The 19,909-nt window shown below is 65.9% G+C and carries 24 protein-coding genes; 7 read left to right on the plus strand and 17 right to left on the minus strand.

The genetic code is table 11. The features are described from left to right. From BLS74_RS11980 to flgB, 10 genes are all read right to left on the minus strand, one after another. Positions 1 to 171, minus strand: a 171-nt coding sequence (locus BLS74_RS11980) for a chemotaxis protein CheW (RefSeq protein ID WP_170855583.1), incomplete at its 3' end; no start/stop codon positions are given. A gap of 11 nt (positions 172 to 182) precedes the next feature. Further along, the gene (gene flgJ, locus BLS74_RS11985) at positions 183 to 1,151 is read right to left on the minus strand and encodes a flagellar assembly peptidoglycan hydrolase FlgJ (RefSeq protein WP_093106190.1); all 969 of its coding nucleotides are present in this window, start codon (positions 1,149 to 1,151) and stop codon (positions 183 to 185) included. Between the two features lies 1 nt (position 1,152). Further along, the gene (locus tag BLS74_RS11990) at positions 1,153 to 2,262 is read right to left on the minus strand and encodes a flagellar basal body P-ring protein FlgI (protein WP_093106193.1); all 1,110 of its coding nucleotides are present in this window, start codon (positions 2,260 to 2,262) and stop codon (positions 1,153 to 1,155) included. A 2-nt stretch (positions 2,263 to 2,264) separates the two neighbouring features. Next, complete coding sequence (locus tag BLS74_RS11995; RefSeq protein WP_093106196.1) at positions 2,265 to 2,948, minus strand: flagellar basal body L-ring protein FlgH; 684 nt, start codon at positions 2,946 to 2,948, stop codon at positions 2,265 to 2,267. Continuing rightward, positions 2,948 to 3,730, minus strand: coding sequence for a flagellar basal-body rod protein FlgG (flgG, locus tag BLS74_RS12000; RefSeq protein ID WP_093106198.1), 783 nt, complete (start codon positions 3,728 to 3,730; stop codon positions 2,948 to 2,950). Before flgG ends, BLS74_RS11995 begins: the two co-directional genes overlap by 1 nt. A 28-nt stretch (positions 3,731 to 3,758) precedes the next feature. Beyond that, positions 3,759 to 4,502, minus strand: a complete 744-nt coding sequence (locus BLS74_RS12005; protein WP_093106201.1) for a flagellar basal body rod protein FlgF — start codon at positions 4,500 to 4,502, stop codon at positions 3,759 to 3,761. 7 nt (positions 4,503 to 4,509) lie between these two features. Further along, on the minus strand, positions 4,510 to 5,724 hold the full coding sequence (gene flgE, locus BLS74_RS12010) for a flagellar hook protein FlgE (RefSeq protein ID WP_093106203.1): 1,215 nt from the start codon (positions 5,722 to 5,724) through the stop codon (positions 4,510 to 4,512). Between the two features lie 80 nt (positions 5,725 to 5,804). Then, a complete protein-coding gene (locus tag BLS74_RS12015) occupies positions 5,805 to 6,491 on the minus strand; it encodes a flagellar hook assembly protein FlgD (protein WP_093106206.1) in 687 nt (228 codons plus the stop codon). Positions 6,492 to 6,515: 24 nt separating this feature from the next. Next, positions 6,516 to 6,911 carry a flagellar basal body rod protein FlgC gene (flgC, locus tag BLS74_RS12020; protein WP_093106209.1) on the minus strand — a complete coding sequence of 132 codons (396 nt, stop codon included), beginning with the start codon at positions 6,909 to 6,911 and terminating at the stop codon, positions 6,516 to 6,518. Positions 6,912 to 6,940: 29 nt separating this feature from the next. Next, complete coding sequence (gene flgB / locus BLS74_RS12025; RefSeq protein ID WP_093106211.1) at positions 6,941 to 7,345, minus strand: flagellar basal body rod protein FlgB; 405 nt, start codon at positions 7,343 to 7,345, stop codon at positions 6,941 to 6,943. 162 nt (positions 7,346 to 7,507) lie between these two features. Here flgB and flgA point away from each other — a divergent pair, with 162 nt between their 5' ends. Genes flgA through BLS74_RS12050 form a run of 5 tightly spaced genes read left to right on the plus strand, consistent with a single transcriptional unit; the run spans position 7,508 to position 9,648 of the window. Continuing rightward, positions 7,508 to 8,200: a flagellar basal body P-ring formation chaperone FlgA gene (gene flgA / locus BLS74_RS12030; protein WP_093106214.1), complete on the plus strand. Its 693-nt coding sequence runs from the start codon at positions 7,508 to 7,510 to the stop codon at positions 8,198 to 8,200. A 59-nt stretch (positions 8,201 to 8,259) separates the two neighbouring features. Beyond that, complete coding sequence (gene flgM, locus BLS74_RS12035; protein WP_093106216.1) at positions 8,260 to 8,556, plus strand: flagellar biosynthesis anti-sigma factor FlgM; 297 nt, start codon at positions 8,260 to 8,262, stop codon at positions 8,554 to 8,556. Next, positions 8,553 to 9,011, plus strand: coding sequence for a flagella synthesis protein FlgN (locus BLS74_RS12040; protein WP_244503849.1), 459 nt, complete (start codon positions 8,553 to 8,555; stop codon positions 9,009 to 9,011). The genes flgM and BLS74_RS12040 overlap by 4 nt, the downstream gene beginning before the upstream one ends. A gap of 59 nt (positions 9,012 to 9,070) precedes the next feature. Next, the gene (locus tag BLS74_RS12045; protein ID WP_093106219.1) at positions 9,071 to 9,322 is read left to right on the plus strand and encodes a type II toxin-antitoxin system ParD family antitoxin; all 252 of its coding nucleotides are present in this window, start codon (positions 9,071 to 9,073) and stop codon (positions 9,320 to 9,322) included. Beyond that, positions 9,319 to 9,648 (plus strand): type II toxin-antitoxin system RelE/ParE family toxin, encoded by a 330-nt coding sequence (locus BLS74_RS12050; protein ID WP_093106221.1) that lies wholly within the window; start codon positions 9,319 to 9,321, stop codon positions 9,646 to 9,648. The genes BLS74_RS12045 and BLS74_RS12050 overlap by 4 nt, the downstream gene beginning before the upstream one ends. 68 nt (positions 9,649 to 9,716) lie before the next feature. On the opposite strand, the gene BLS74_RS12055 is transcribed toward BLS74_RS12050, so the two are convergent. Beyond that, entirely contained in the window at positions 9,717 to 10,859 is a 1,143-nt protein-coding gene (locus tag BLS74_RS12055; RefSeq protein WP_093106224.1) for a zinc-binding dehydrogenase, read from the minus strand. A gap of 225 nt (positions 10,860 to 11,084) precedes the next feature. Between BLS74_RS12055 and BLS74_RS12060 the strand changes: the two genes are divergently transcribed. After that, positions 11,085 to 12,770 carry a sensor histidine kinase gene (locus BLS74_RS12060; protein WP_093106226.1) on the plus strand — a complete coding sequence of 562 codons (1,686 nt, stop codon included), beginning with the start codon at positions 11,085 to 11,087 and terminating at the stop codon, positions 12,768 to 12,770. A 10-nt stretch (positions 12,771 to 12,780) separates the two neighbouring features. Continuing rightward, entirely contained in the window at positions 12,781 to 13,467 is a 687-nt protein-coding gene (locus tag BLS74_RS12065; protein ID WP_244503850.1) for a response regulator, read from the plus strand. A gap of 176 nt (positions 13,468 to 13,643) precedes the next feature. Here BLS74_RS12065 and BLS74_RS34365 read toward each other — a convergent pair whose 3' ends face one another. The 6 genes from BLS74_RS34365 to BLS74_RS12090 form a co-directional block, all read right to left on the minus strand. Further along, positions 13,644 to 13,802 (minus strand): hypothetical protein, encoded by a 159-nt coding sequence (locus BLS74_RS34365; RefSeq protein WP_170855584.1) that lies wholly within the window; start codon positions 13,800 to 13,802, stop codon positions 13,644 to 13,646. 38 nt (positions 13,803 to 13,840) lie between these two features. Next, a complete protein-coding gene (locus tag BLS74_RS12070) occupies positions 13,841 to 15,256 on the minus strand; it encodes a hypothetical protein (RefSeq protein WP_139191671.1) in 1,416 nt (471 codons plus the stop codon). A 136-nt stretch (positions 15,257 to 15,392) separates the two neighbouring features. Then, positions 15,393 to 16,307 carry a type II secretion system F family protein gene (locus tag BLS74_RS12075; RefSeq protein WP_093106234.1) on the minus strand — a complete coding sequence of 305 codons (915 nt, stop codon included), beginning with the start codon at positions 16,305 to 16,307 and terminating at the stop codon, positions 15,393 to 15,395. Between the two features lie 13 nt (positions 16,308 to 16,320). Next, positions 16,321 to 17,313, minus strand: coding sequence for a type II secretion system F family protein (locus tag BLS74_RS12080; RefSeq protein ID WP_093106236.1), 993 nt, complete (start codon positions 17,311 to 17,313; stop codon positions 16,321 to 16,323). Between the two features lie 14 nt (positions 17,314 to 17,327). After that, positions 17,328 to 18,698, minus strand: a complete 1,371-nt coding sequence (locus tag BLS74_RS12085; RefSeq protein WP_093106239.1) for a TadA family conjugal transfer-associated ATPase — start codon at positions 18,696 to 18,698, stop codon at positions 17,328 to 17,330. 45 nt (positions 18,699 to 18,743) lie between these two features. Further along, the gene (locus BLS74_RS12090; protein WP_093106241.1) at positions 18,744 to 19,892 is read right to left on the minus strand and encodes a CpaE/TadZ family protein; all 1,149 of its coding nucleotides are present in this window, start codon (positions 19,890 to 19,892) and stop codon (positions 18,744 to 18,746) included. Between the last annotated feature and the right edge of the window lie 17 nt (positions 19,893 to 19,909).

The raw sequence follows: 19,909 nt of genomic DNA on the forward strand, positions 1-19,909 counted from the left end.
CGGCGCGTTCGCAATGCGCGTCACCGCGTCGTAGCCGCGCAGCTCCTGCACCTTCTGGATGTCGATGCCGTATTCCTCCTCGCCCAGCGTGAAGGTGACCACCTCGAGGCGTTTGGCGTTGGCGAGAACGGGGGCGCTCGCGTGCTGATGAAGGCTGGTGATCTCTGCCATGGTCGTGGGTCCTATGTGAATTTCTGCATGATCCGAACGAGCTTCTGCCCGTACTGCGGATCGGTCGCGTAGCCCGCCTTCTGCAGGCCGTGCGCGGCCTCGGCCGGGTCGTCGGTGGCCAGCACGTTGGCGTAGCGCGGATTGCGGGTGATGAACTTCGCGTAGTCGGTGAAGGCTTCGTCGTAGGAACCGTAGGCCCTGAACCTGGCGCGCACTTTCTGCGGCTCGCCGTCGACGTATTCGGTGGTGGTGGTTTCCACCACCGGGCCCTTCCAGCCACGGTCGGCCTTGATGCCGAACAGGTTGAAGCTCTGCGTGCCGTCGTCGGCGCGGATCTCGCGCTTGCCCCAGCCCGATTCGAGCGCGGCCTGCGCCAGGATCAGGGGCGCGGGCACGCCGCTGGCCTCGCTCGCGGCCTGGGCGGAGCCGCCCATGCTCTTCACGAAGCTGTCGACGTGGCCTTGCAGCGAAGCCACCGCGGCCGGCGAAGGACGCTCGCCGTTGTTCTGGTAGACGCTCAGGTCCACCGGCATCGAGCGCCGGGTGGCCGGTGCGCCCTCCGGCGGCGAGGAGCCGAGCGGAATGCCGGCCTGCGGCTTCAACGGGAAGCCCGACGGCCCGTCGAGCGACATGGCCCCGGCTTCGCCGTCGGCCGCGCCCGAGGCCGCGCTGCGGCTCAGCTGCGCCAGCATCGCTTCGGCCAGCCCCACGCCGCGCCCCGAGAGGTTCTGCGAGAGCTGCTGGTCGAGCATGGACATGTAGACCTTCTCGTTCCGGCTCTCGAGCAGGCCGCTGGAGGGCGTGGCCTCGCGCATGCTCTTCAGCACCATGTTCATGAACAGGGCTTCGAACTGCCGCGACACCTGCTTCAAGCCCTCTTCGGGCGAGGTACGCACGGTGCGCCGCAGCGCATCGACGCCCTGCACGTCCAACGCAAAGCGCTGGTCCAGCGCGCCGCTTCGGTTTTCCAGGATCGCCATGTCAGATGATCTCGAGCTCGGCGCGCAAGGCGCCGGCGGTCTTCATGGCCTGCAGGATTGACACCAGGTCCTGCGGATTGGCGCCCAGGCTGTTGAGTCCCTTGATCACATCCGAGAGCGATGCCCCGCCGCGCACCATCTGCAGCGCGCCGCCGCCCTGCGCGATCGAGATCTGCGAGGTCTGCGTGGCCACCGTGCTGCCGCCCGAGAAGGGGCCGGGCTGGCTGATCACCGGCTCCGTGTTGATGACCACTGAGAGATTGCCGTGCGCCACCGCGCAGTCGTTGACGCGCACCGCCTGGTTCATGACCACCGAGCCGGTGCGCGCATTGATCACCACGCGCGCCACCGCCTGGGTCGGCGTGACTTCGAGCCCTTCGAGGCGCGCGAGGAAGCCGACGCGCTCCTGCGGCTCGGGGGCGCGCACGCGGATCACGCGCGCGTCCATCGCGTCGGCGGTGCCGGGGCCGAACTGGCGATTGATGGCCTCGACCGCACGCTGCGCGGTGCCGAAGTCGGAGCGGTTGAGCTCCAGCGTGAACATGCCTTCGCCGCCGACCGGCGCCTCGACGCTGCGCTCGACCAGCGCGCCGCCGGGAATGCGGCCCGAGCCGAGCTGGTTGATCTGCACCTTGCTGCCGCTGGCCGAGGCGCCCGCGCCGCCCACCACCATGTTGCCCTGCGCGATGGCGTAGGTCGCGCCGTCGACGCCCTTGAGCGGCGTCATCAGCAAGGTGCCGCCGCGCAGGCTCTTGGCATTGCCCATCGAGGACACCGTCACGTCGATGTTCTGGCCGGGCCGCGCGAACGAAGGCAGCGTGGCCGTGACCATCACGGCCGCCACGTTCTTGAGCTGCATGTTGACGCCGGCCGGAATGGTGATGCCGAGCTGCTGCAGCATGTTGTTCAGGCTCTGCGTGGTGAACGGCGTCTGCATGGTCTGGTCGCCGGTGCCGTCGAGGCCCACCATCAGGCCGTAGCCGATCAGCGGGTTGTCGCGCACGCCCTGGATGCTGGCCAGTTCCTTGAGCCGCTCGGCCTGTGCCGGAGACGACAACGCGACGGCGCACAAGGCCGAGAAGATGCAGCGCCGGAGAAATTTGAAGTTCATGATCAGAACGGCATCACATTGAGGAAGAAGCGCTGCATCCAGCCCATGTGCTGGGCCTCGTCGATGTAGCCCTTGGCCGTGTATTCGATGCGCGCATCGGCCACCAGGGTCGAGGGCACGGTGTTGCTGCCGGAGACGGTGCGCGGGTTCACCACGCCCGAGAAGCGGATGTATTCGGTGCCTTGATTGATGCCCATCTGCTTCTCGCCGGAAACCAGCAGGTTGCCGTTCCCCATGACGTCGACCACGGTCACGGTGATCACGCCGTTGAAGGTGTTGTTGGCGTTGGCGCCGCCCTTGGCATTGAGGATGTTGTTGCCGGAGAGCTTCGCGTCCTGCTCGTCCAGCAGACCGCCCAGCAGCTTCGGGATGGTCGGGAAGGCAGCCGTCAGGCTGCCGCTGCGGCTGGCATTGGCGCCCGAGTTCTTGCTCGCGTTGACCTTCTCGCTGATCACGATGGTCAGGATGTCGCCGACATTGCGCGGACGGCGGTCCTCGAACAGCGCATTGGCGCCGGGCCCGTCGCGGAAGATCGCGCCGTTGGCGCGCGGCGCCGGCAGCGCCGCGTAGGTGTTGGCGCGCGCCGTCATCGGCTGGTGCACCAGCGGCTCGCGCGGGATCTGCGCGCAGCCGGTGGCGAGCACCAGCGTGCAGACGGCAAGACGATGAAGACGCGCGCTCTGCATCACAGTTGCGCGAGGCGCTGCAGCATCTGGTCGGAGGTTTGCACGGCCTTGCTGTTGATTTCGTAAGCGCGCTGGGTCGCGATCATGTTGACGAGCTCCTCCACCACGTTGACGTTCGATGCCTCGACGTAGCCCTGGCTCAGGATGCCGGCACCTTCGAGGCCCGGGTTCAGCTGGTTGGGCGCGCCCGAGGAATCGGTCTCCGCATAGAGGTTCTCGCCCATGCTCTGCAAGCCGGCCGGATTCAGGAAGGTGGCCAGCTGCAGTTGGCCGACCTGCACCGTGGCGGTGCTGCCGGCCTGCGTGACCGAGACCATGCCGTCGCGGCCGATGGTCATGCTGGTGGCGTTCTGCGGAATGGTGATGGCCGGCTGCACCGGGAAGCCGCTGGCGGTGACGAGCTGGCCGTCGCGGTCGGTCTGGAAGGAGCCGTCGCGCGTGTACGAGGTGGTGCCGTCGGGCATCAGCACCTGGAAGAAGCCGGCGCCGTTGATCGCGACATCCTTCGGGTTGTCGGTCTTGGTCATGTTGCCCTGCGCATGGATGCGCTCGGTGGCGACCACGTGCACGCCGGTGCCGACCTGCAGGCCCGAAGGCAGCCGCGTCTGGTCCGAGGTCTGGCCGCCGACCTGGCGCAGGTTCTGGTACATCAGGTCCTCGAACACGGCGCGGCTGCGCTTGAAGCCGGTGGTGCCGACGTTGGCGAGGTTGTTCGACACCACGTCGAGCTGGGTTTGCTGGGCGTCGAGGCCGGTCTTGGCGATGTAGAGCGAGCGCATCATGGGAGAAATTCCTTCAGGGGTTGGTGGGCTAGCCGTACGCCAGCAACTTGTTGGCCGACTGCGCGTTGGTGTCCGCGGTCTGCATCGACTTCATCTGCATCTCGAAGCTGCGGGCCTGGGCAATCATCGAAACCATGGCTTCGACCGCGTTGACGTTGCTGCCCTCGACCACGCCGCTGGCGACGGTCACGGCCGCGTCGGCCTCGGCCGGCGGCAGGCCCTCGCGCATGCGAAAGAGCCCGTCGTCGCCGCGCACCAGGTCGGCGGTCGGCGGATTGACCAGCTTCAGGCGCCCCACTTCGGCCACGCCGACCAGCGCATCGCCGGCGCCGCGGGCCGTGACGGCGCCGTTGGGCGCGATCTGCACCGTGGAGCCCGGCGGCACCACCAGCGCGCCGCCCTCGCCGACCACCGGGCGCGCGCCCATGGTCAGCAGTTGGCCGTCGGCGCCGACCTGCAGGTTGCCCACACGCGTGTAGGCCTCGCCGCCGTCGGGCGTCTGCACCACGAGCCAGCCATCGCCGTGAACCGCGACGTCGAGGGCGCGGCCGGTCTCGGTCAGCGGACCGTGGCTGAAGTCGGCGCCCGGCGTGATGGCGGCGACGAAGGCGCGCGTCTGCGCTTCTTCGCCGACCACCGGCACCGCGCGAAAGCTGTTGACCTGCGCACGAAAGCCCGGCGTCGAGACGTTCGCCATGTTGTTGGCGACCGAGGCCTGCTGCTCCATGGCCTGCTTGGCGCCGCTCATGGCGACATACAGCATGCGGTCCATCGGGATCTCAGCGGATGTTGATCAGCGTCTGCACGACCTGATCCTGCGTCTTCACCGTCTGCGCGTTGGCCTGGTAGCTGCGCTGGGCCACGATCAGGTTGACGAGCTCGGAAGTGAGGTCGACGTTGGAGGCCTCCAGCGCGCCCGAGGCGAGCGAGCCCTGCTTGGTGCCCGCGCCCGGCGTGCCGGTGAGCGCCTGGCCCGAAGCCTGGGTCTCGGCCCAGACGTTGTTGCCCTTGGGCTCAAGGCCGTTGGGGTTGGCGAAGCTCGACAGCACCACCTGGCCCAGCAGCTGGGTCTGCTCGTTGGAGAACTTGCCGGTGATGGTGCCGTCGGGGTTGATCGAGTAGGCGGTCAGCGAGCCCGAGGTGTAGCCGTCCTGGTTGAGCTTGTTGATGGCGTTGGCATTGCCGAACTGCGTGGTGCCCGAGAGGTCGACCGTGACGTTCATCGCCGCCGAACCGTTGGGGAAGGTCATCGCCGGCAGGGTGATGGTGCCGCCGGCGGGCGTCAGCAGCTTGCCGTTGGCGTCGAAGGTCATGGTGGAGATCGGCGCGCCGGCGTTGAGCGCGGCACCGTCGGCCGCGCCGTAGACGCTCCAGGCATTGGCGCCGGTCTTCACGAAGAAGACGCCCAGCTCGTGCGGATTGCCCAGCGAGTCGTAGACCGGCCCGAGCGCGTTGGAGTAGTTGTAGGTGTCCGAGTCGGCCACGTTGAAGGGCGTCTTGGTGGGCGTCACGCTGCGCGAGTCGAGGTTGAACTCGGCCTGCACGCCGGTGGTGGCCTTCGGGTCCATGGCGGTGGTCGGGATGCGGATCGCCGAGGGCGTGCCGCCTTCGATGCCGCCGGTGGCCGAGACGCCGAAGCCGGTCAGCCGCAGGCCGGCGGCGTTGACGATGTAGCCGTCCTGGTCCTTGGTGAACTGGCCATTGCGCGAGTACATGATCTCGCCGCTCGGGCTCGAGAGGCGGAAGAAGCCGTCGCCGTTGAGGATGGCCACGTCCAGCGGGCGGCTGCTGGTCTGGGTCACGCCCTGCGTGAAGTTCTGCGTCACGCCGGCCACCGAGGCGCCGAGGCCGATGCGCGATCCGGCATACACGTCCTGGAAGGTCGCGGCGGCCGACTTGAAGCCCACGGTGCCCGAGTTGGCGATGTTGTTGCCGATGACGTCGAGGTTGGCGGCGGCGACAGACAGGCCGCTGATGCCCTGGGAAAAACTCATGATCGATCCTTGTTTCGAGGCGATGAAAAAACGGCTTGCAGCCGGGCGGCGGCCGCCGAGGGGAAAGGCATGCGAAGGACTCAGAGGAACATGCGAACGTCGGACAGGCCGATGCTGCGCCCCGAAGCCAGCTCGAGCGTGACGCCGCTCGTGCCCTGCTTGACGGCGGCCACCTGCGAGAAGGTGAGCGCGGTCGCCTCGACCGTGGTGCCGTTGTTGTCGGCGGCCACCGTGAAGGTGTAACTGCCGGCCGGTGCGACGGTGCCGTCGTCGGCCTTGCCGTCCCAGGTGACGGCGTTGACGCCTTCGGGCAACGAGCCGAGGTTGAGGGTGCGCACCGTCTTGCCCGCGGCGTCGACGATCTTCACCTCGACGTCGCCGGCCGAGCCCGGCAGCTGCACCGCGAAGGGCACGACCGCCGGGTCCTTGCCCACTTCCGGCGCCTTGGTGGCGATCTCGTTGCCGGGCGACAGCACGTTGTAGCCGATCAGCGATGCCGCCTGCAGGACCTGGTTGGTGCCGGTCTGGTTCACCAGGCCGGAGAGCGTGCCATTGAGCTTCTCGATGCCGCTCACAGTGCTCATCTGCGCGAGCTGCGAGGTGAGCTCGGCGTTCTGCATCGGGTTGAGCGGATCCTGGTTGTTGAGCTGCGTCACCAGCAGCTTGAGAAAGCGCTGCTCGCTGTCGGCGCCGCTCACACTGTTGTTGCTCTGCGCCGAGCTGGTGGTGTTCGTGCCGGTGATGGCGAGGGAGTCGTCGATGGCCATGGGTTCACTTCTTGTGGTTGGGATTTACTGGCCGATCGTCAGCGTCTTGACCATCAGCGTCTTGGCGGTGTTGAGCACCTCGACGTTGGCCTGGTAGCTGCGCGAGGCGGAAATCATGTTGGTCATCTCTTCGACCACGTTGACGTTGGACATGGTCACGTAGCCCGCGGGATTGGCATGGGGGTTCTTCGGGTCGTAGACCATCTTCATGGGCGACTGGTCTTCCACCATGCCCGCGACCTTGACGCCGCCGATGTCCTGCTGCCCCGAGGCCGCGACCTCGAAGACGACCTGCTTGGCGCGGTAGGGCTGGCCGTCCGGACCGGCCACGCTCTCGGCATTGGCCAGGTTGCTCGCGGTCACATTCATGCGCTGCGACTGCGCGGCCATGGCGGAGCCCGCCACATTGAAGATGTTCATGGAAGCGCTGGGCAAGGGCATGGTGGTTCCTACTGCACTGCCGACAGCAGCGACTTGATCCTGGCGCTGAGCACCGTGAGGTTGGCCTCGTAGCGCAGCGCGTTGTCGGCGAAGTTGATGCGCTCGGCATCCATCTCGACGGTGTTGCCGTCGATGCTGGATTGGCTTGGCACGCGATAGAGCAGGTCGGCATCGGGCATTGCCGATGCTTCGGCCTGCAGGTGGCGCGCGGAGGTGGTGGAAAGCGTCACCGACTGCGCGGCGCGGCCCTGCTCCACGGCCTGCGAGAGCCGGCTCGCGAAATCGAAGTCACGCGCCTTGTAGTTGGGCGTGTCGGCATGGGCGATGTTGGCCGCCAGCACCTCCTGGCGCTGCGCCCGGAGATTGAGTGCTTCGCGGTTGAAGCGAAGCGCCGCATCCAGCTTGTCGATCATGTTGTTCCATCAGTTGGAGGTGTCGCGTCCCAGGTGGGCATGGCGACTGATGGAAAGCGAGTCTATGCACGGGTCGTGTTTGCAATGGGCCGAACAAAGGGGCATTTGGGGTGCACTTCGCACCTTCAGGCGGAGCCACGCATTCCTAGAATCGCTGGACCGATGATGGAAACAACCCGCTCCTTTCGCCGTCTCCTCCTGCTGCTGCTCGCGGTGCTGGCCGCAGCGCCGGCCGCGGCCGCGCCAGGGGATGCGCGCGCCGTCATCGAACAGTTTCTGCAAGCGCAGACCGCCGGCCTCCCGGGCAAGGTGCGCATCGACGTGAGCATGCCGGCTTCGGGCGCGCTGCCTCCCTGCGAATCGCTCCAGGTTTTCCTGCCCAGGGGCGCCGCACCCTCGGGCCGGGTATCGGTGGGCCTGCGCTGCGCCGGCGACAAGCCCTGGACGCGTTTCGTGCAGGCGCGCGTCGCCATCGAGGGCCGTTACTTCGTGGCCGCGCGCGCCATCGATGCCGGCCAGGCCCTGGGCGCCGGCGACCTGGCCGAACGCACGGGCGATCTCAGCGCGCTGCCGCGCTCGGTCGTGACCGATGCCGCCGAACTCAGGGGCGTGGTGGCCGTCAACCGCATCGCCGCCGGCGCGCCCGTGCGGCGCGAACTGGTGCGCGGCGTGGTCGTGATCCAGCAGGGCCAGACGGTGCAGGTGGTGGCCGTTGGGCCGGGCTTCACCGTCAGCACCGAGGCCCGGGCCATGACCCGCGCCGAGATCGGCGCGACCGTGCAGGCCAAGACGCGCGACGGCCGCCTGGTCAGCGGCGTGGCGGACGAAGGCGGCCAGATCCGACTCTCGCAATAGGTGACCCTAAAGTTCCGCCCTAAACTGCCGATAAACGGGTCAGCCCCTGAGGAACCATCTTGAAAATCGATCAATCCGCCCCGTCGGCCACACCGCTCTCCCGCACCGCCAAGGGCGGCAAGGCCCTGCCGGCCACCGGCGCCGATGCCGCCGAAGGCGCCAAGGAATCGGTGCAGGTTTCCACGGGCCAGGTTCATTCGCTGCCCAGCTCGCCCAACACCGACTTCGATGCCGCGCGCGTCGCCTCGATCCGCGAGGACATCCGCGCCGGCCGCTACGAAATCCATCCCGAGCGGATCGCCAAGGGCCTCCTGGCCAGCGTGCGCGACCTGCTCGGCGCCAAGAAAGACCTGTGAACGTGATCCTGCTGCCCCATTTGCTGGCCGAGAAGTCCTGCGTCGAAGAATTCCTTGCGGTTCTGGACCTGGAGGCGCAGGCCATGAAGAACAATCTCTTCGCCGACCTCGGCCCGCTCACCGAACAGAAGGCCGCCCTGCTCGACCGCCTGGCCGCGCTCGACCAGGCGCGCGAATCGGCCCAGGTGGCGCTGGGCTTCGAACCCGGCCGTGCCGGTGCCGATGAAGCGGCAGCCGCCGCCGGCGAAGCATCGCAAGAGGCCTGGACGGCGCTGCTGGAACTTGCGGACCGCGCCAAGGCCGACAGCCGCCACATCGGATCGATGGTCTACGGCCATCTGGACTTCACCCAGAACGCGCTCGACTATCTGCAGGCGAGCAAGCAGCCCTTCTACGGGCCGGACGGGATCCGCAAGGCGGCGGGCGCTTCGGGGACGCGGCTGGCGCTGGGGTAGGTTCTGCCGCAAGGGGCCTGAACCTTGCCAAATTTTGCCATTCGATCTAGCCTTGGGCCATGAGCACGATGAACATCTCTCTGCCCGACACCCTCAAGGCATTCGTCGACAAGCAGGTCAATCAACGCGGCTACGGCACCAGCAGCGAATACGTACGAGAACTGATCCGCAAAGACCAGGAGCGTTTGCATCTGCGGGAGCTGTTAATGGCAGGCGCTGAGTCCGCACCCGGGGCGCCGGCTGATGCCGGCTATTTCGAGAGCCTGCGTAACCGGACGCGAAAGGCAGCCAGGACTGGTGCTCGCAGGTGAAGCTTAGGCGCGTTGTTCCGCGCGAACAGGCGAACCGGGACGTCGAAGATGCAATCTCGCACTACCTGGCGGAAGACGCCGAACACGCCGCACTCGGATTCGTTGATGCCTTGGAGCAGGCCTATGCCCACATTGGCCGTCATCCGTCCACCGGTTCGCCACGCTACGCCCATGAGCTGAACCTGCCGGGCCTTCGTTCCTGGCCGCTGACGCGCTATCCCTATCTCGTGTTCTACATCGAGCATGCCGATCACATCGATGTCTGGCGCGTGCTGCATGGCCAACGCGATATCCCGGCGTGGATGCAGGCGTCGGATTCAACCTGACGGACCTCTCAAGCCTCCCGCGTTGTTGCGCGCCAGCTTGCTTTTCTCTATTCAGTGGGTGCCGGCGCTCAACCCTTGCTTGGATTGAGCAAATACTTCTCCCCGGTCGCGTGCTTCGCATAGACCGCGATCTCCTCTAGCCGCAGCGCCTCCGACATCGACACCTCCTTGGTGTAGTGGCTCGCAAACGTGGTCTTCAATTCGGCCGCCACGCGCTCCTTGAGCTTCTTCGCGCCCTCCGGGCCGATCTTCTGCAGGAAGGGAAAGAGCAGCCAGCCGCCCATGCCCCAGGCCATGCCGAAATTTCGCACGAACTCGGTGGGGCCGCGGTCGAGGCCGCCGTAGATGTAGACCTGCTTGTGGGTGGTGGAGCCGTAGCGGCTGTATTCGGTGGCGCTCTTGTTCAAGGCCGCTTCCATGCAGCTCAGGATCTGACCGGCCAGCATGCCGCCGCCGATGGCGTCGAAGGCCAGCGTGGCGCCGGTGGCGACCAGCGCGTCGGTCAGGTCCTGCATGAAGGTGGGCGCACTCGCATTGCACACGTACCTGGCGCCGATCGCGCGCAAGATCTCTTCCTGCTCCTTCTTGCGCACGATGTTCACCAGGCCGATGCCGTCCTGGATGCAGATGCGGTTGAGCATCTGGCCGAGGTTGGAGGCCGCGGCCGTGTGCACCAGCGCCTTGTGGCCCTCGCGCCGCATGGTCTCGACCATGCCGAGCGCGGTGAGCGGATTGACGAAGGACGATGCGCCCTCGGCCGGCGTCGTGCCCTCGGGCAGCAGCATGCATTGGGCGACCGGGATGCAGCGGTACTGGGTGTACATCGCGCCGCCGATCAGCGCGACCGTCTTGCCCAGAAGCGCCTGCGCCGCGGGCGAGGAGCCCGCCGCCACGACCACCCCCGCGCCTTCGTTGCCCACGGGCATCGACGCATCCAGGCGCGCGGCCATGCTCTTCATCGCGGCCTCGGGGACGCTGGCCGTCACCACCGGCCGCGACGGCGTGCCCAAGGCCTTGGCCGTGGCCATGTCGGCAGCGCCGAACAGGAGGCCGAGGTCCGAAGGGTTCATGGGCGCCGCCTCGACGCGCACGATGACTTCGTCGGGCTTGGGCTCGGGAACCGGTTCTTCGGCCAGCGAGAGTTCGAGCTCGCCGCTGCGCTTGATCAGGGAGCGGAGTTGCAGGGTGGTGCGGGGTATCTCGGCGGGCATGGCGTGTCTCCAGGGTTGGGGCCGGCCAGTATAGGAAGGCTCGGCGCCGGTGCGCCTCCCCGGTGGCGCGTGACTTCTTGCGCAGAACGACTGGCAAATTCTTTCAAGAATCTTACTTCTGTTTACCTAAGTAGTAATATGTGACTTCTTCACATACGGTTCCCACGCGCAGAAATTGGCTGCAGAAAGCCCACGATTTCCCATCGTGGGAGGAGGAGACGCCCGATGCTGGTGCACAGGCTGGACAGGAAAAACGAGTTCGATGCGAGCCTTGCCGCCGACGCCGCCGATGCGCGGATGGTGGCCAGGATGCGGCTCGTGCTGTCCGTCTCCGCCCTGCTCGCGATTTTTGTCGATCCTGCGGGCTTGCGGGGCATCGGGGGCTTCACCTGGCTGCTGTTCTTCGGCTACATCCTGCACAGTTTGGCCGTTTATCTCTATACGCAGCTCGATGCGCCGTTCTCGCAGAGCAAGCTGATTCACTGGCTGGATGTCTTCTGGTATGGGCTGATCGTTCTTTTCACGGACGGCATCCACAGCTTCTTCTTCCTGTTCTTCTTCTTCGCCATCCTCACCTCGTCCTTCCGATGGGGCTTCAACGAGGGCGCGCGCGTCACCCTCGCTTCGGTGGCCTTGTTCGCCGCCTGCGGCCTGGGATCGACGACCGAGCAGGACCTCCCCCGCCTGCTGCTGCGTGCCACCTTCCTGCTTGCATTCGGCTATATGAGCATCCATTGGGGCGGCTCGAAGGTCGAACTGAAACGGCGGCTCGCGCTGCTTCGCGACGTCAGCCGCGTATCGAATCCGCGCTTCGGCGTCGATCACACCGTCACCAGCATTCTGGAGAAGACACAGGTGTTCTTCCAGGGAAGCTGCTGCTTGCTGATCGTCCGGGACAAGGAGTCGGGCGCCTACTTCCTGCGCACCATCAGGGAGGGCGACGCGAAGCGTTCGATCAATGCCGAACGGATCAGCGTGGACGCGGCGGCGCCTCTCGTGGCGCTCCCGCAGGAGCGCATCGTGGCCTACAACCGCCCGATCTGGCCGGCCCTGTTCTCGTTCACCGGTGCCGCGGCATACGACAGCGCCAAGGGAAGATGGAACAGGCACGAGGAAGCAGCCTGCAGCAGCCTGGCCGAGCTGCTGGACGCCGGTGCGTTCATCAGCGCGCCGGTGTCGCTCCGAAAGAGCGAAGGCCGCATCTACCTTTTCTCCCGCCAGGCCGGGTTCAGAAAGGCCGATGCGCTCTTCCTGAGCCATATCGCTGCCCAGGCCTTCCCCGTGATCGAAAACATCGAACTGCTGGACCGGATGGCCTCGGATGCGGCTTCGCAGGAACGCCAGAAGATCGCGCTGGATCTTCACGACACGGCCATCCAGCCCTACATCGGACTGAAGATGGGCCTCAGTGCCCTGCGCAACAAGGCGGCCGATGACAACCCGCTGATCGAGGATCTCGACAAGCTGGCGGACATGGCCGCCAAGGTGATCGGCGATCTGCGCCGCTATGCCGGCACGGTCAAGAATGGCCTTGGCAAGACGGAACAAGTCTTCCTCATGGTCTTGCGCCAGCAGGCAGCGCAGGCCAGAGATTTCTACGGGATCGACATCTCGGTCTGCGTGCAGGGCGAGCTCAACGTGAGCGACCGCCTGACCGCGGAGATATTGCAGATCGTGCGCGAGGGCTTGAGCAACATCTGCAAGCACACCTTCGCGCACCACGGCGCCGTCAAGCTGGAATGCGTGGACGGCTTGCTCAGGATCCAGATCGAGAACGAATGCGACGGAACACAGTCGGTCGCATTCCAGCCGAGGTCGATCACGGAACGCGCGACCGCGCTCGGCGGCAACGCGCAAGTGGTGCGGGGAACGAGCGGCGGCACTTCCGTGCACGTCGAGATACCCATCTAGGAGGTGGAACATGCAGCCAGTTGAAAAACCCATCGGTGTCATGCTTGTCGATGATCACCAGACGATGCTGTGGGGATTGTCCAGATTGATCGATGGCGAGAAGCCGCGAATGCAGGTGGTCGGGACGGCGAGAAACTGCGAAGAAGCGCTCGAGCAGGTCGACCAGGTGATTCCCGACGTCATCCTGCTGGATCTCGATCTGGGCGGCAAATCCGCGCTGGACATTCTCCCGGGCCTGCTGTCCAACTCGGTCTCCCGCGTATTGATCCTGACCGGCGAGCGCCAGCAAAAAACCCTCGACCTGGCGGTCTTCGGCGGTGCCCGAGGCGTGTTGCGCAAGGATGCGGCCGCAGAGCAGGTGCTCCAGACCATCGAAAGAATGCACCACGGCGAGCTGTGCCTGGACAACGAAACGATGAGCCGCGTGTTCGCGGAGTTCGTCGACGCGAAGCGCACGCACAAGGTCGATCCGGAGGCTGAGAAGCAGGCGGCCCTGACCTGCAAGGAACGCAAGATCATCCATACCGTGGTCGACGGAAACGGCGCATCGAACAAGGCGCTGGCCGAACGGCTCTTCATCACCGAGCACACCCTGCGCAACCACCTGACTTCGATCTACCAGAAGCTGGGGGTGAGCAATCGGCTGGAGCTGTATGTGTATGCGGTGAAGCATCAGCTGGCCAAGGCCTTGTGCTGAGGCCGGCAGGCCAGGCAAGCCGTTTCGCCATCCATGCCCGCCCAACGTCGCCGGCAGTGTGAAACCGGCGTGCGAAACAGCGCTCAGCGCTCCCCACTCATCTAGCCCGAACTTTGAGCACCGAGTGAGCGCATCTTGATCCTGCTGCGTTTGTTGAGCAAGGCGGTGGGGGTTTGCTAGATGCAAGCGGGGTTGGCTGCGAGCAGCTTGAAGGCCTTGTCCTGCAGCGGGGTGGGCCGCGTGGTGATGACGATCTTGGCGTTTGGGTTCAGGCTCGTGTGGGTGATGTTGTAGGCTACACAAATGGAACAAAAAATAGCTGAAACCCGCGCCATGCTTGGGTTCCAGCTACTTCATGTGCTCAAAGTTCGGTCTAGCGCGCCGGTACCGTGTCGACACGCACATGCACGACAGCCGTATCGTCTGCATAGACCCTGCGCCAGCCTGGCAGGTCGTCGAGCACAGAGTTCGCGAGTGTTCCGGGAGTGAGCAAGGTCCACCCGAACCTGTACTCGTTCAGGAATTCGACGAACAGCTTGCGATCCTTAAGCCTGAGAGCATCCACCAGCTTCTCGAGGAACGCGTCGCCATACATGTCCGCGCGCCCGTCGATGAACACCGGGACGCCTTCGTGAATCAGAAAGCCGCCGAACACGTAATCGTTCAGAACCGGCCCCTTGGCGCCAGCGGCCACCGCGGCATCGATCGCGGCCTTGGGCGTGATCATCGGCGCCGGTGCCGGCGGGCGCAGATGCATCGATGCTGCAGCGAACAATGCCGTGGCAGCCACGCACACGGCAATGGCCGCCGGCCGTGCCGGCGCGGCCAGGGCGAGGAACCAGCGGTCGAGCGCTTGCGCGTCGCGGTTCGGGTTCCCCGATGCATACCACTGCCGTGCGAACGGGGCCGCGACCAGGAACGGTGAAACGAGTCCCAGCACCGCGATGTTTCGCTGGTGCTTCAGCGCCAGGTGCACGAGTCCGAGCACCAGGACCAAGCGCAGCCACGGCAAGCGCACCCGGCCGCTGAGCGCGAGCGCCAATACCAGGAGCAGCCACAGCTCCAGAGGACTCCCCTGTTGGAAATTCGGCGACACCCACTCGCCGATGACGGCGAGCGCGGTCTTCATCCGCACGATGTGGATCGCATGCCCGAGCACCCCCCAGCCGCTGGGCGTCAGCAACGCCGCGCCCATGGAGAGCGCGACGAACAGCATCCACGGCTTGGCCGCCGCCATGCGCGTGCCGCGGGGATGCGCGAGCACCGCCTCCAGCGCCATGCCGAAGCCGAGCATCAGGCCGAGCAGAAAGCTGCCGTGCATATTGGCCCAAAGCACCATCACGCCGAGCAGCCACCATGGCGGCCTGCGGCGCGCCTCCGCTGCATTCACCAGTGCCGATATCCATAGCGCCAGCAGCACCCAGGCCATCACGTGGGGCCGCGCAAGCAGATGCGTCAACATCATGCCGGCGGCAAGCCCGGTGAAGAGCAGCGCATGGACCGGCTCCATGCGGGCCAGCAGGAATCGCATCAGCAGCGCAAGCACGAGGCCGAAGCAGGAGGCTGACAGAGCGACCAGTCCGGCCCAGCCGCCCAGTTGATGGGCGCCCAGCATCACGAGTTCGGACAGCCACTCGAAGGCCGTCCAAGGCGCGCCGTGCATCGAATGCGAGAAGGTGTCGACGGTCGGTACGCTCCCGTGCTCCACCATCCAGCGGGCGGCTGCGAGGTGCCAGTAGGTGTCCGCATCTCGCAGCATCACGCCCGGCCCGTACGCAGTCGACCCCACGATCGCGGATGCGCCAACGGCAAGAGGCCACGAAATGCCCCAGGTTCGCACAGCGGGCGCTGCCGCGCGGGCGTCGATCGTTGATTCCATACTGCCGACCTTTCTCGAAGTTGGTTTATCGCCTCGAGGCAGCGCACTAGCGATTGCCAGTCAGCATCGGCAGCAGGGTGCGGATGATCTGGATGACAGCGGGCCCCAGGATCACCATAGAGATGCAGGGAAAGATGCAGACCACCAGCGGGAACAGCATCTTGGTGGGCACCTTCGCGGCCAGGCCCTCCGCACGCATCTGCCGCTTGTGCCGCAGATCGTCGGAAAACACCCGCAGCGAATCGCCGATGCTGGTCCCGAACTTGTCGGCCTGCGTCAGCATGGTGGCGAAGGTACCGATCTCCTCGACGCCGGTACGCAGCGCGAGGTTGCGCAGGCACTTCTCCCGCGCCCCTCCGGCCCGCATCTCGAGATTGGTCCAGTGCAGCTCCTGCGCGAGCGCCTCGCTCTTCATCCGGATCTCGTCCGTGACCTTGACCAGGCCGGCATCCAGCCCCAGCCCGGCTTCGACGCACACCAGCATCAGGTCGGCCGCGTCGGGGAAGTTCTCGAAGATCTCGCGCTGGCGGTTCCTGATCCGCCACTGAAGCAGGATGTTGGGCAGGTAGCAGCCGAGCAGCGCCCCCACGATCAGATAGAACGCGAACTTCATGTCGACGGCGCTGCCACCGGTGCGCAGCGCCAGGGCGGCAGCGCCCGCGAACAGCAGCGGCAGCAGCGTCTTGAGGCCGAAATAGACCAGCTGCGCGTCCTCGTGCCGGATGCCCGCGTTCATGAACTTGAGCCGCAACGGCGAGGCGTCGCCCTCGCCTGTCGGCGATGACAACTGGGCGAAGGGCCCGACGATCTTCACCACGGTCTCCGTCCACTGCGAAGGCTTGGCGGCCGGCTCGGACATGGCCTGCAGGCGCTGCCTCGCCCGGTCGGGCGCCATCCAGAAGAACAGGCCCATGAGCCCCAGGCTCACGGAAGCAAAGACGAGCAAGGAAAACAGCAGCATGTCACTCTCCCTCTTAAACGCGAATGCGGACGATCTTCCTCATGATCAGGACCCCGACGGCCATGAGGCTGAGCATGTACTTGATGATGGTGATGCCGATCGGGTCCTTCCACAGCAAGGACATGAACTGCGGATTGAAGACATTCATGAGGGCGGCCAGCCCGAAGGGCATGGCAACGAGGATCCAGGCGGAAAGGCGCCCCTCCGAGGAGAGGACCCTGACCTTCATGAGCAGCTTCAGACGCTCGCGGATCAGCCGGCTCAGATTGCTCAGCACCTCGGTGAGGTTGCCGCCCGAGTCGCGCTGGATCAGCACGGCCACCACGAAGTAGCGCAGGTCGGTGAGCGGGATGCGTTCGCTCAGGTTGGTCAGCGCCTGCTGCAGCGACACGCCGAAGTTCACCTCGTCGGCGACGATGCGAAACTCGTTGGCGATGGGCTCTGCCATTTCGTCGCCGATCATCTGCAGCCCCGTGGGGAAGGAATGTCCGGCGCGCAATGCCCGGACCACCAGGTCGAGCGCCTCGGGCAGCTGTTGCTCCAGGCGGGCCAGGCGGCGACTGCGCTGGAAGAGCACGTACAGCAGCGGCACGCAGGCGAACAAGCCGGCCACGCCCATGCCCAGCAACGGCGTCTCGTGCAAGAACCCGACGATCAACAGGAAGCCGGCCAATCCGAATCCCGCGCCGCACAGCAGCAGCGTGGAGACGGTCCATTCCAGCCCGGCCTGGAGGATGAGCCGGTCCAGGCTGTGCGCCCGCGGGATGTTCAGCAGCAGCCGTTCGAGAAAGGGCACATCGCTGAGCATGCGCTGCTTCAGCAGTTGCGCCTGCGCGCTCGTGTCGACGGATGCGGACAGCGTGCGCAGCCTCTTCTCGATCTTCTTGGCTTCGGGTCCCTTGTAGTTGCGCCAGAGCAGGTACAGGCCCTCGAGCAGCAGAAGCACCGCCACGAACACGAGCACCGCGACGATCAGGAACGCATTGCCTTCGATGTTTTTCAACATGGCCGCAGCTCCTTCTATTCGTAGTGCTTGGACGAGTCGAACATGGCGTCGGGCAGGACGACGCCGAAGGCACGCAGGCGCTCGGCGAACTTCGGCCGCACCCCGGTCGCATGGAAGTAGCCCTGCACCTGACCGTCGGGGCCTACCCCCGTCTGCTTGAAGGCGAAGATCTCCTGCATGGTGATGATCTCGCCCTCCATGCCGGTGATCTCCTGGATGCTGGTGATCTTTCGCCTTCCGTCGATCAGGCGCAGGGCCTGGATCACCACCGTGATGGCCGAGGCGATCTGCGATCTCGCCGCCTTGTGCGGCAGGTTCAGGTTGGCCATGCCGATCATGTTCTCCAGCCGAGCCAGCGCATCGCGCGGCGTGTTGGCATGGATGGTGGTGAGCGAGCCCTCATGGCCGGTGTTCATGGCCTGCAGCATGTCGAAGGCCTCGGCGCCCCGCACTTCGCCGATCACGATCCGGTCGGGACGCATCCGCAGGGCATTGCGCACCAGCGCCCGCTGCGTGATCTCGCCCTTGCCCTCGATGTTGGCGGGCCGTGTCTCCATGCGGATCACGTGAGGCTGCTGCAGCTGGAGCTCGGCCGCGTCCTCGATCGTCACGATCCGCTCGTTCTCCGGGATGTTGCCGGACATGATGTTCAGCAGCGTGGTCTTGCCGGCCCCCGTGCCGCCCGAGATCAGGATGTTGACCTTCGATTTGCTCAGGCCCTCGAGCATCAGGGCCATTTGCGGCGTCAGGCTCCTGAGCTCGTCGACGAGGTTGCTCATCCGCAGCGGAATGTGGGCAAAGCGCCGGATCGACATCATCGGGCCGTCCAGCGCCACCGGCGGAATCACCGCGTTGACGCGCGAACCGTCGGGCAGCCGGGCATCCACCATCGGGCTCGACTCGTCGACGCGCCGGCCGACCAGCGACACGATCTTGTCGATGATGCGCAGCAGGTGCTTCTCGTCGGTGAAGCTCACGTTGGTGAGCTCCAGCCTCCCCTTGCGCTCGACGTAGATCTGCTGGTACGAGTTGACCAGGATGTCGGACACCGTCGGGTCCGCCATCAGCAGCTCGATCGGGCCGAAGCCCAGCATCTCGTGCTGGATGTCGCGGATCAGCGTGCGGCGCTCCACCTCGTTGATCGCGGTCTGCTCTTCCTGCACCAGGCGCATGACCATGGTCGAGATCTCCTGCCGCAGCACCTCGGGCGGCAGCGTCTCGAGCGCAGCGAGGTCGAACTTTTCGAGCAGCGTCAGATGCATCTTGCTCTTCAGCAGCTTGTAGCCGTCGCTGGCGACCGACTTGCCCAGGTCGGCGGCGGCTTCTTCTTGGGAGCGCGCGATGGGCTCGATCGCGGCGGCGTCTAGCAGGTCCCGGAATGACATGATGTTGATCCTCTCGTTGGCGGGGTGCGGTTGCGGGATTCCCGGTCAGGCTCGCCGGAACAGCCGGCCAAAAAGACTGGAGGGTTCTGCCTGCCGCGGGTTCAGCGAGAGCGCGAGCTCGGCCAGGTTGCGGCTCACCGGATTCGAGCGCGAGAGTTCCGCCAGCGGAATGCCGCGGTTGATCGAGGTCGTGACCTCCTTGACGTCCGGCACGGTGAGCAGGGCGACGGAACCCAGCGTGCGCCGGATGTCGGCGATGCCGATCTCGCCGCTCTTGTCGAAGCGGTTGACGATGAGCTCGATCTTGTTCGCGGGATAGCCCAGCGACTTGAAGACCGCCATCAGCTTGTTCGCGTTCCGGATATGAGGCAGCCCGGCCTCCAACACCGGATAGATCCGCTGTGCGCGGTCGAGCGCACGGATCGCGAGGGTGTTGAGCGTCCGGCCGACATCGAGCAGGACGAAGTCGTAGTGTGCCGCCGCGACGCCGAGGATGGCGTCGACATGCTCCGGCTTGACCTCCATGGCCTTCGTGAGGTCCTCCGGCGCGGCCAGGATGCTGAAGCTGGGCGTGACCTTGACCGTGCTGGCGGCCAGGAAGGAGGCATCCAGCCTGCTGATGTCGTGCGCGACGTCGGCGATCGTCGAGTTCGGGCGGCCGTCGTGCACATAGGCCAGCGCGCTGCCGAACTGCAGATCCAGGTCGATCAGCAGCACGTTGCTGGACTCGGCCAGCTGCCAGCCCAGGTTGGTCGCGAGGAAGGTGGTGCCGCTGCCGCCCTTGCAGGACATGAAGGCCAGCACCTTGCCGCCGGCGCGCGCCTGCTGGCCTGCGAGCTTGGCCGCGATGCGGTCCACCGCGGCTTCGAGCGCGGGCGCCGTCGGCGGCGAAGGCAGCACCTCGCGCACGCCGGCGCGCATGGAGTTGATCAGGAACTCCGGGCTCTGCGTCGCACACAGCAGGATGACCGCGCACTTCGGATGATGGGTCGTGACGTACTCGACCAGCGCGAGCTCGTTGGGGTCGCAGCACATGCCCTCGACCAGCATCAGCTCCGGCTGCTCCTGTTCGGCGACCTGACGCATCCTGCTCTTGCCGCCGTCGAACAGGACGACGGTGTGCGAACGCGCTTCGAGTACCTGGCTCATCTCCTGGAGATGATGTCTGTTGGGCGAGATGATGGCGATTTTCATCGTGCAATCCGTGGGTG

Source organism: Variovorax sp. CF079 (assembly GCF_900101545.1).
In the GTDB taxonomy this organism is placed as follows: domain Bacteria; phylum Pseudomonadota; class Gammaproteobacteria; order Burkholderiales; family Burkholderiaceae_C; genus Variovorax.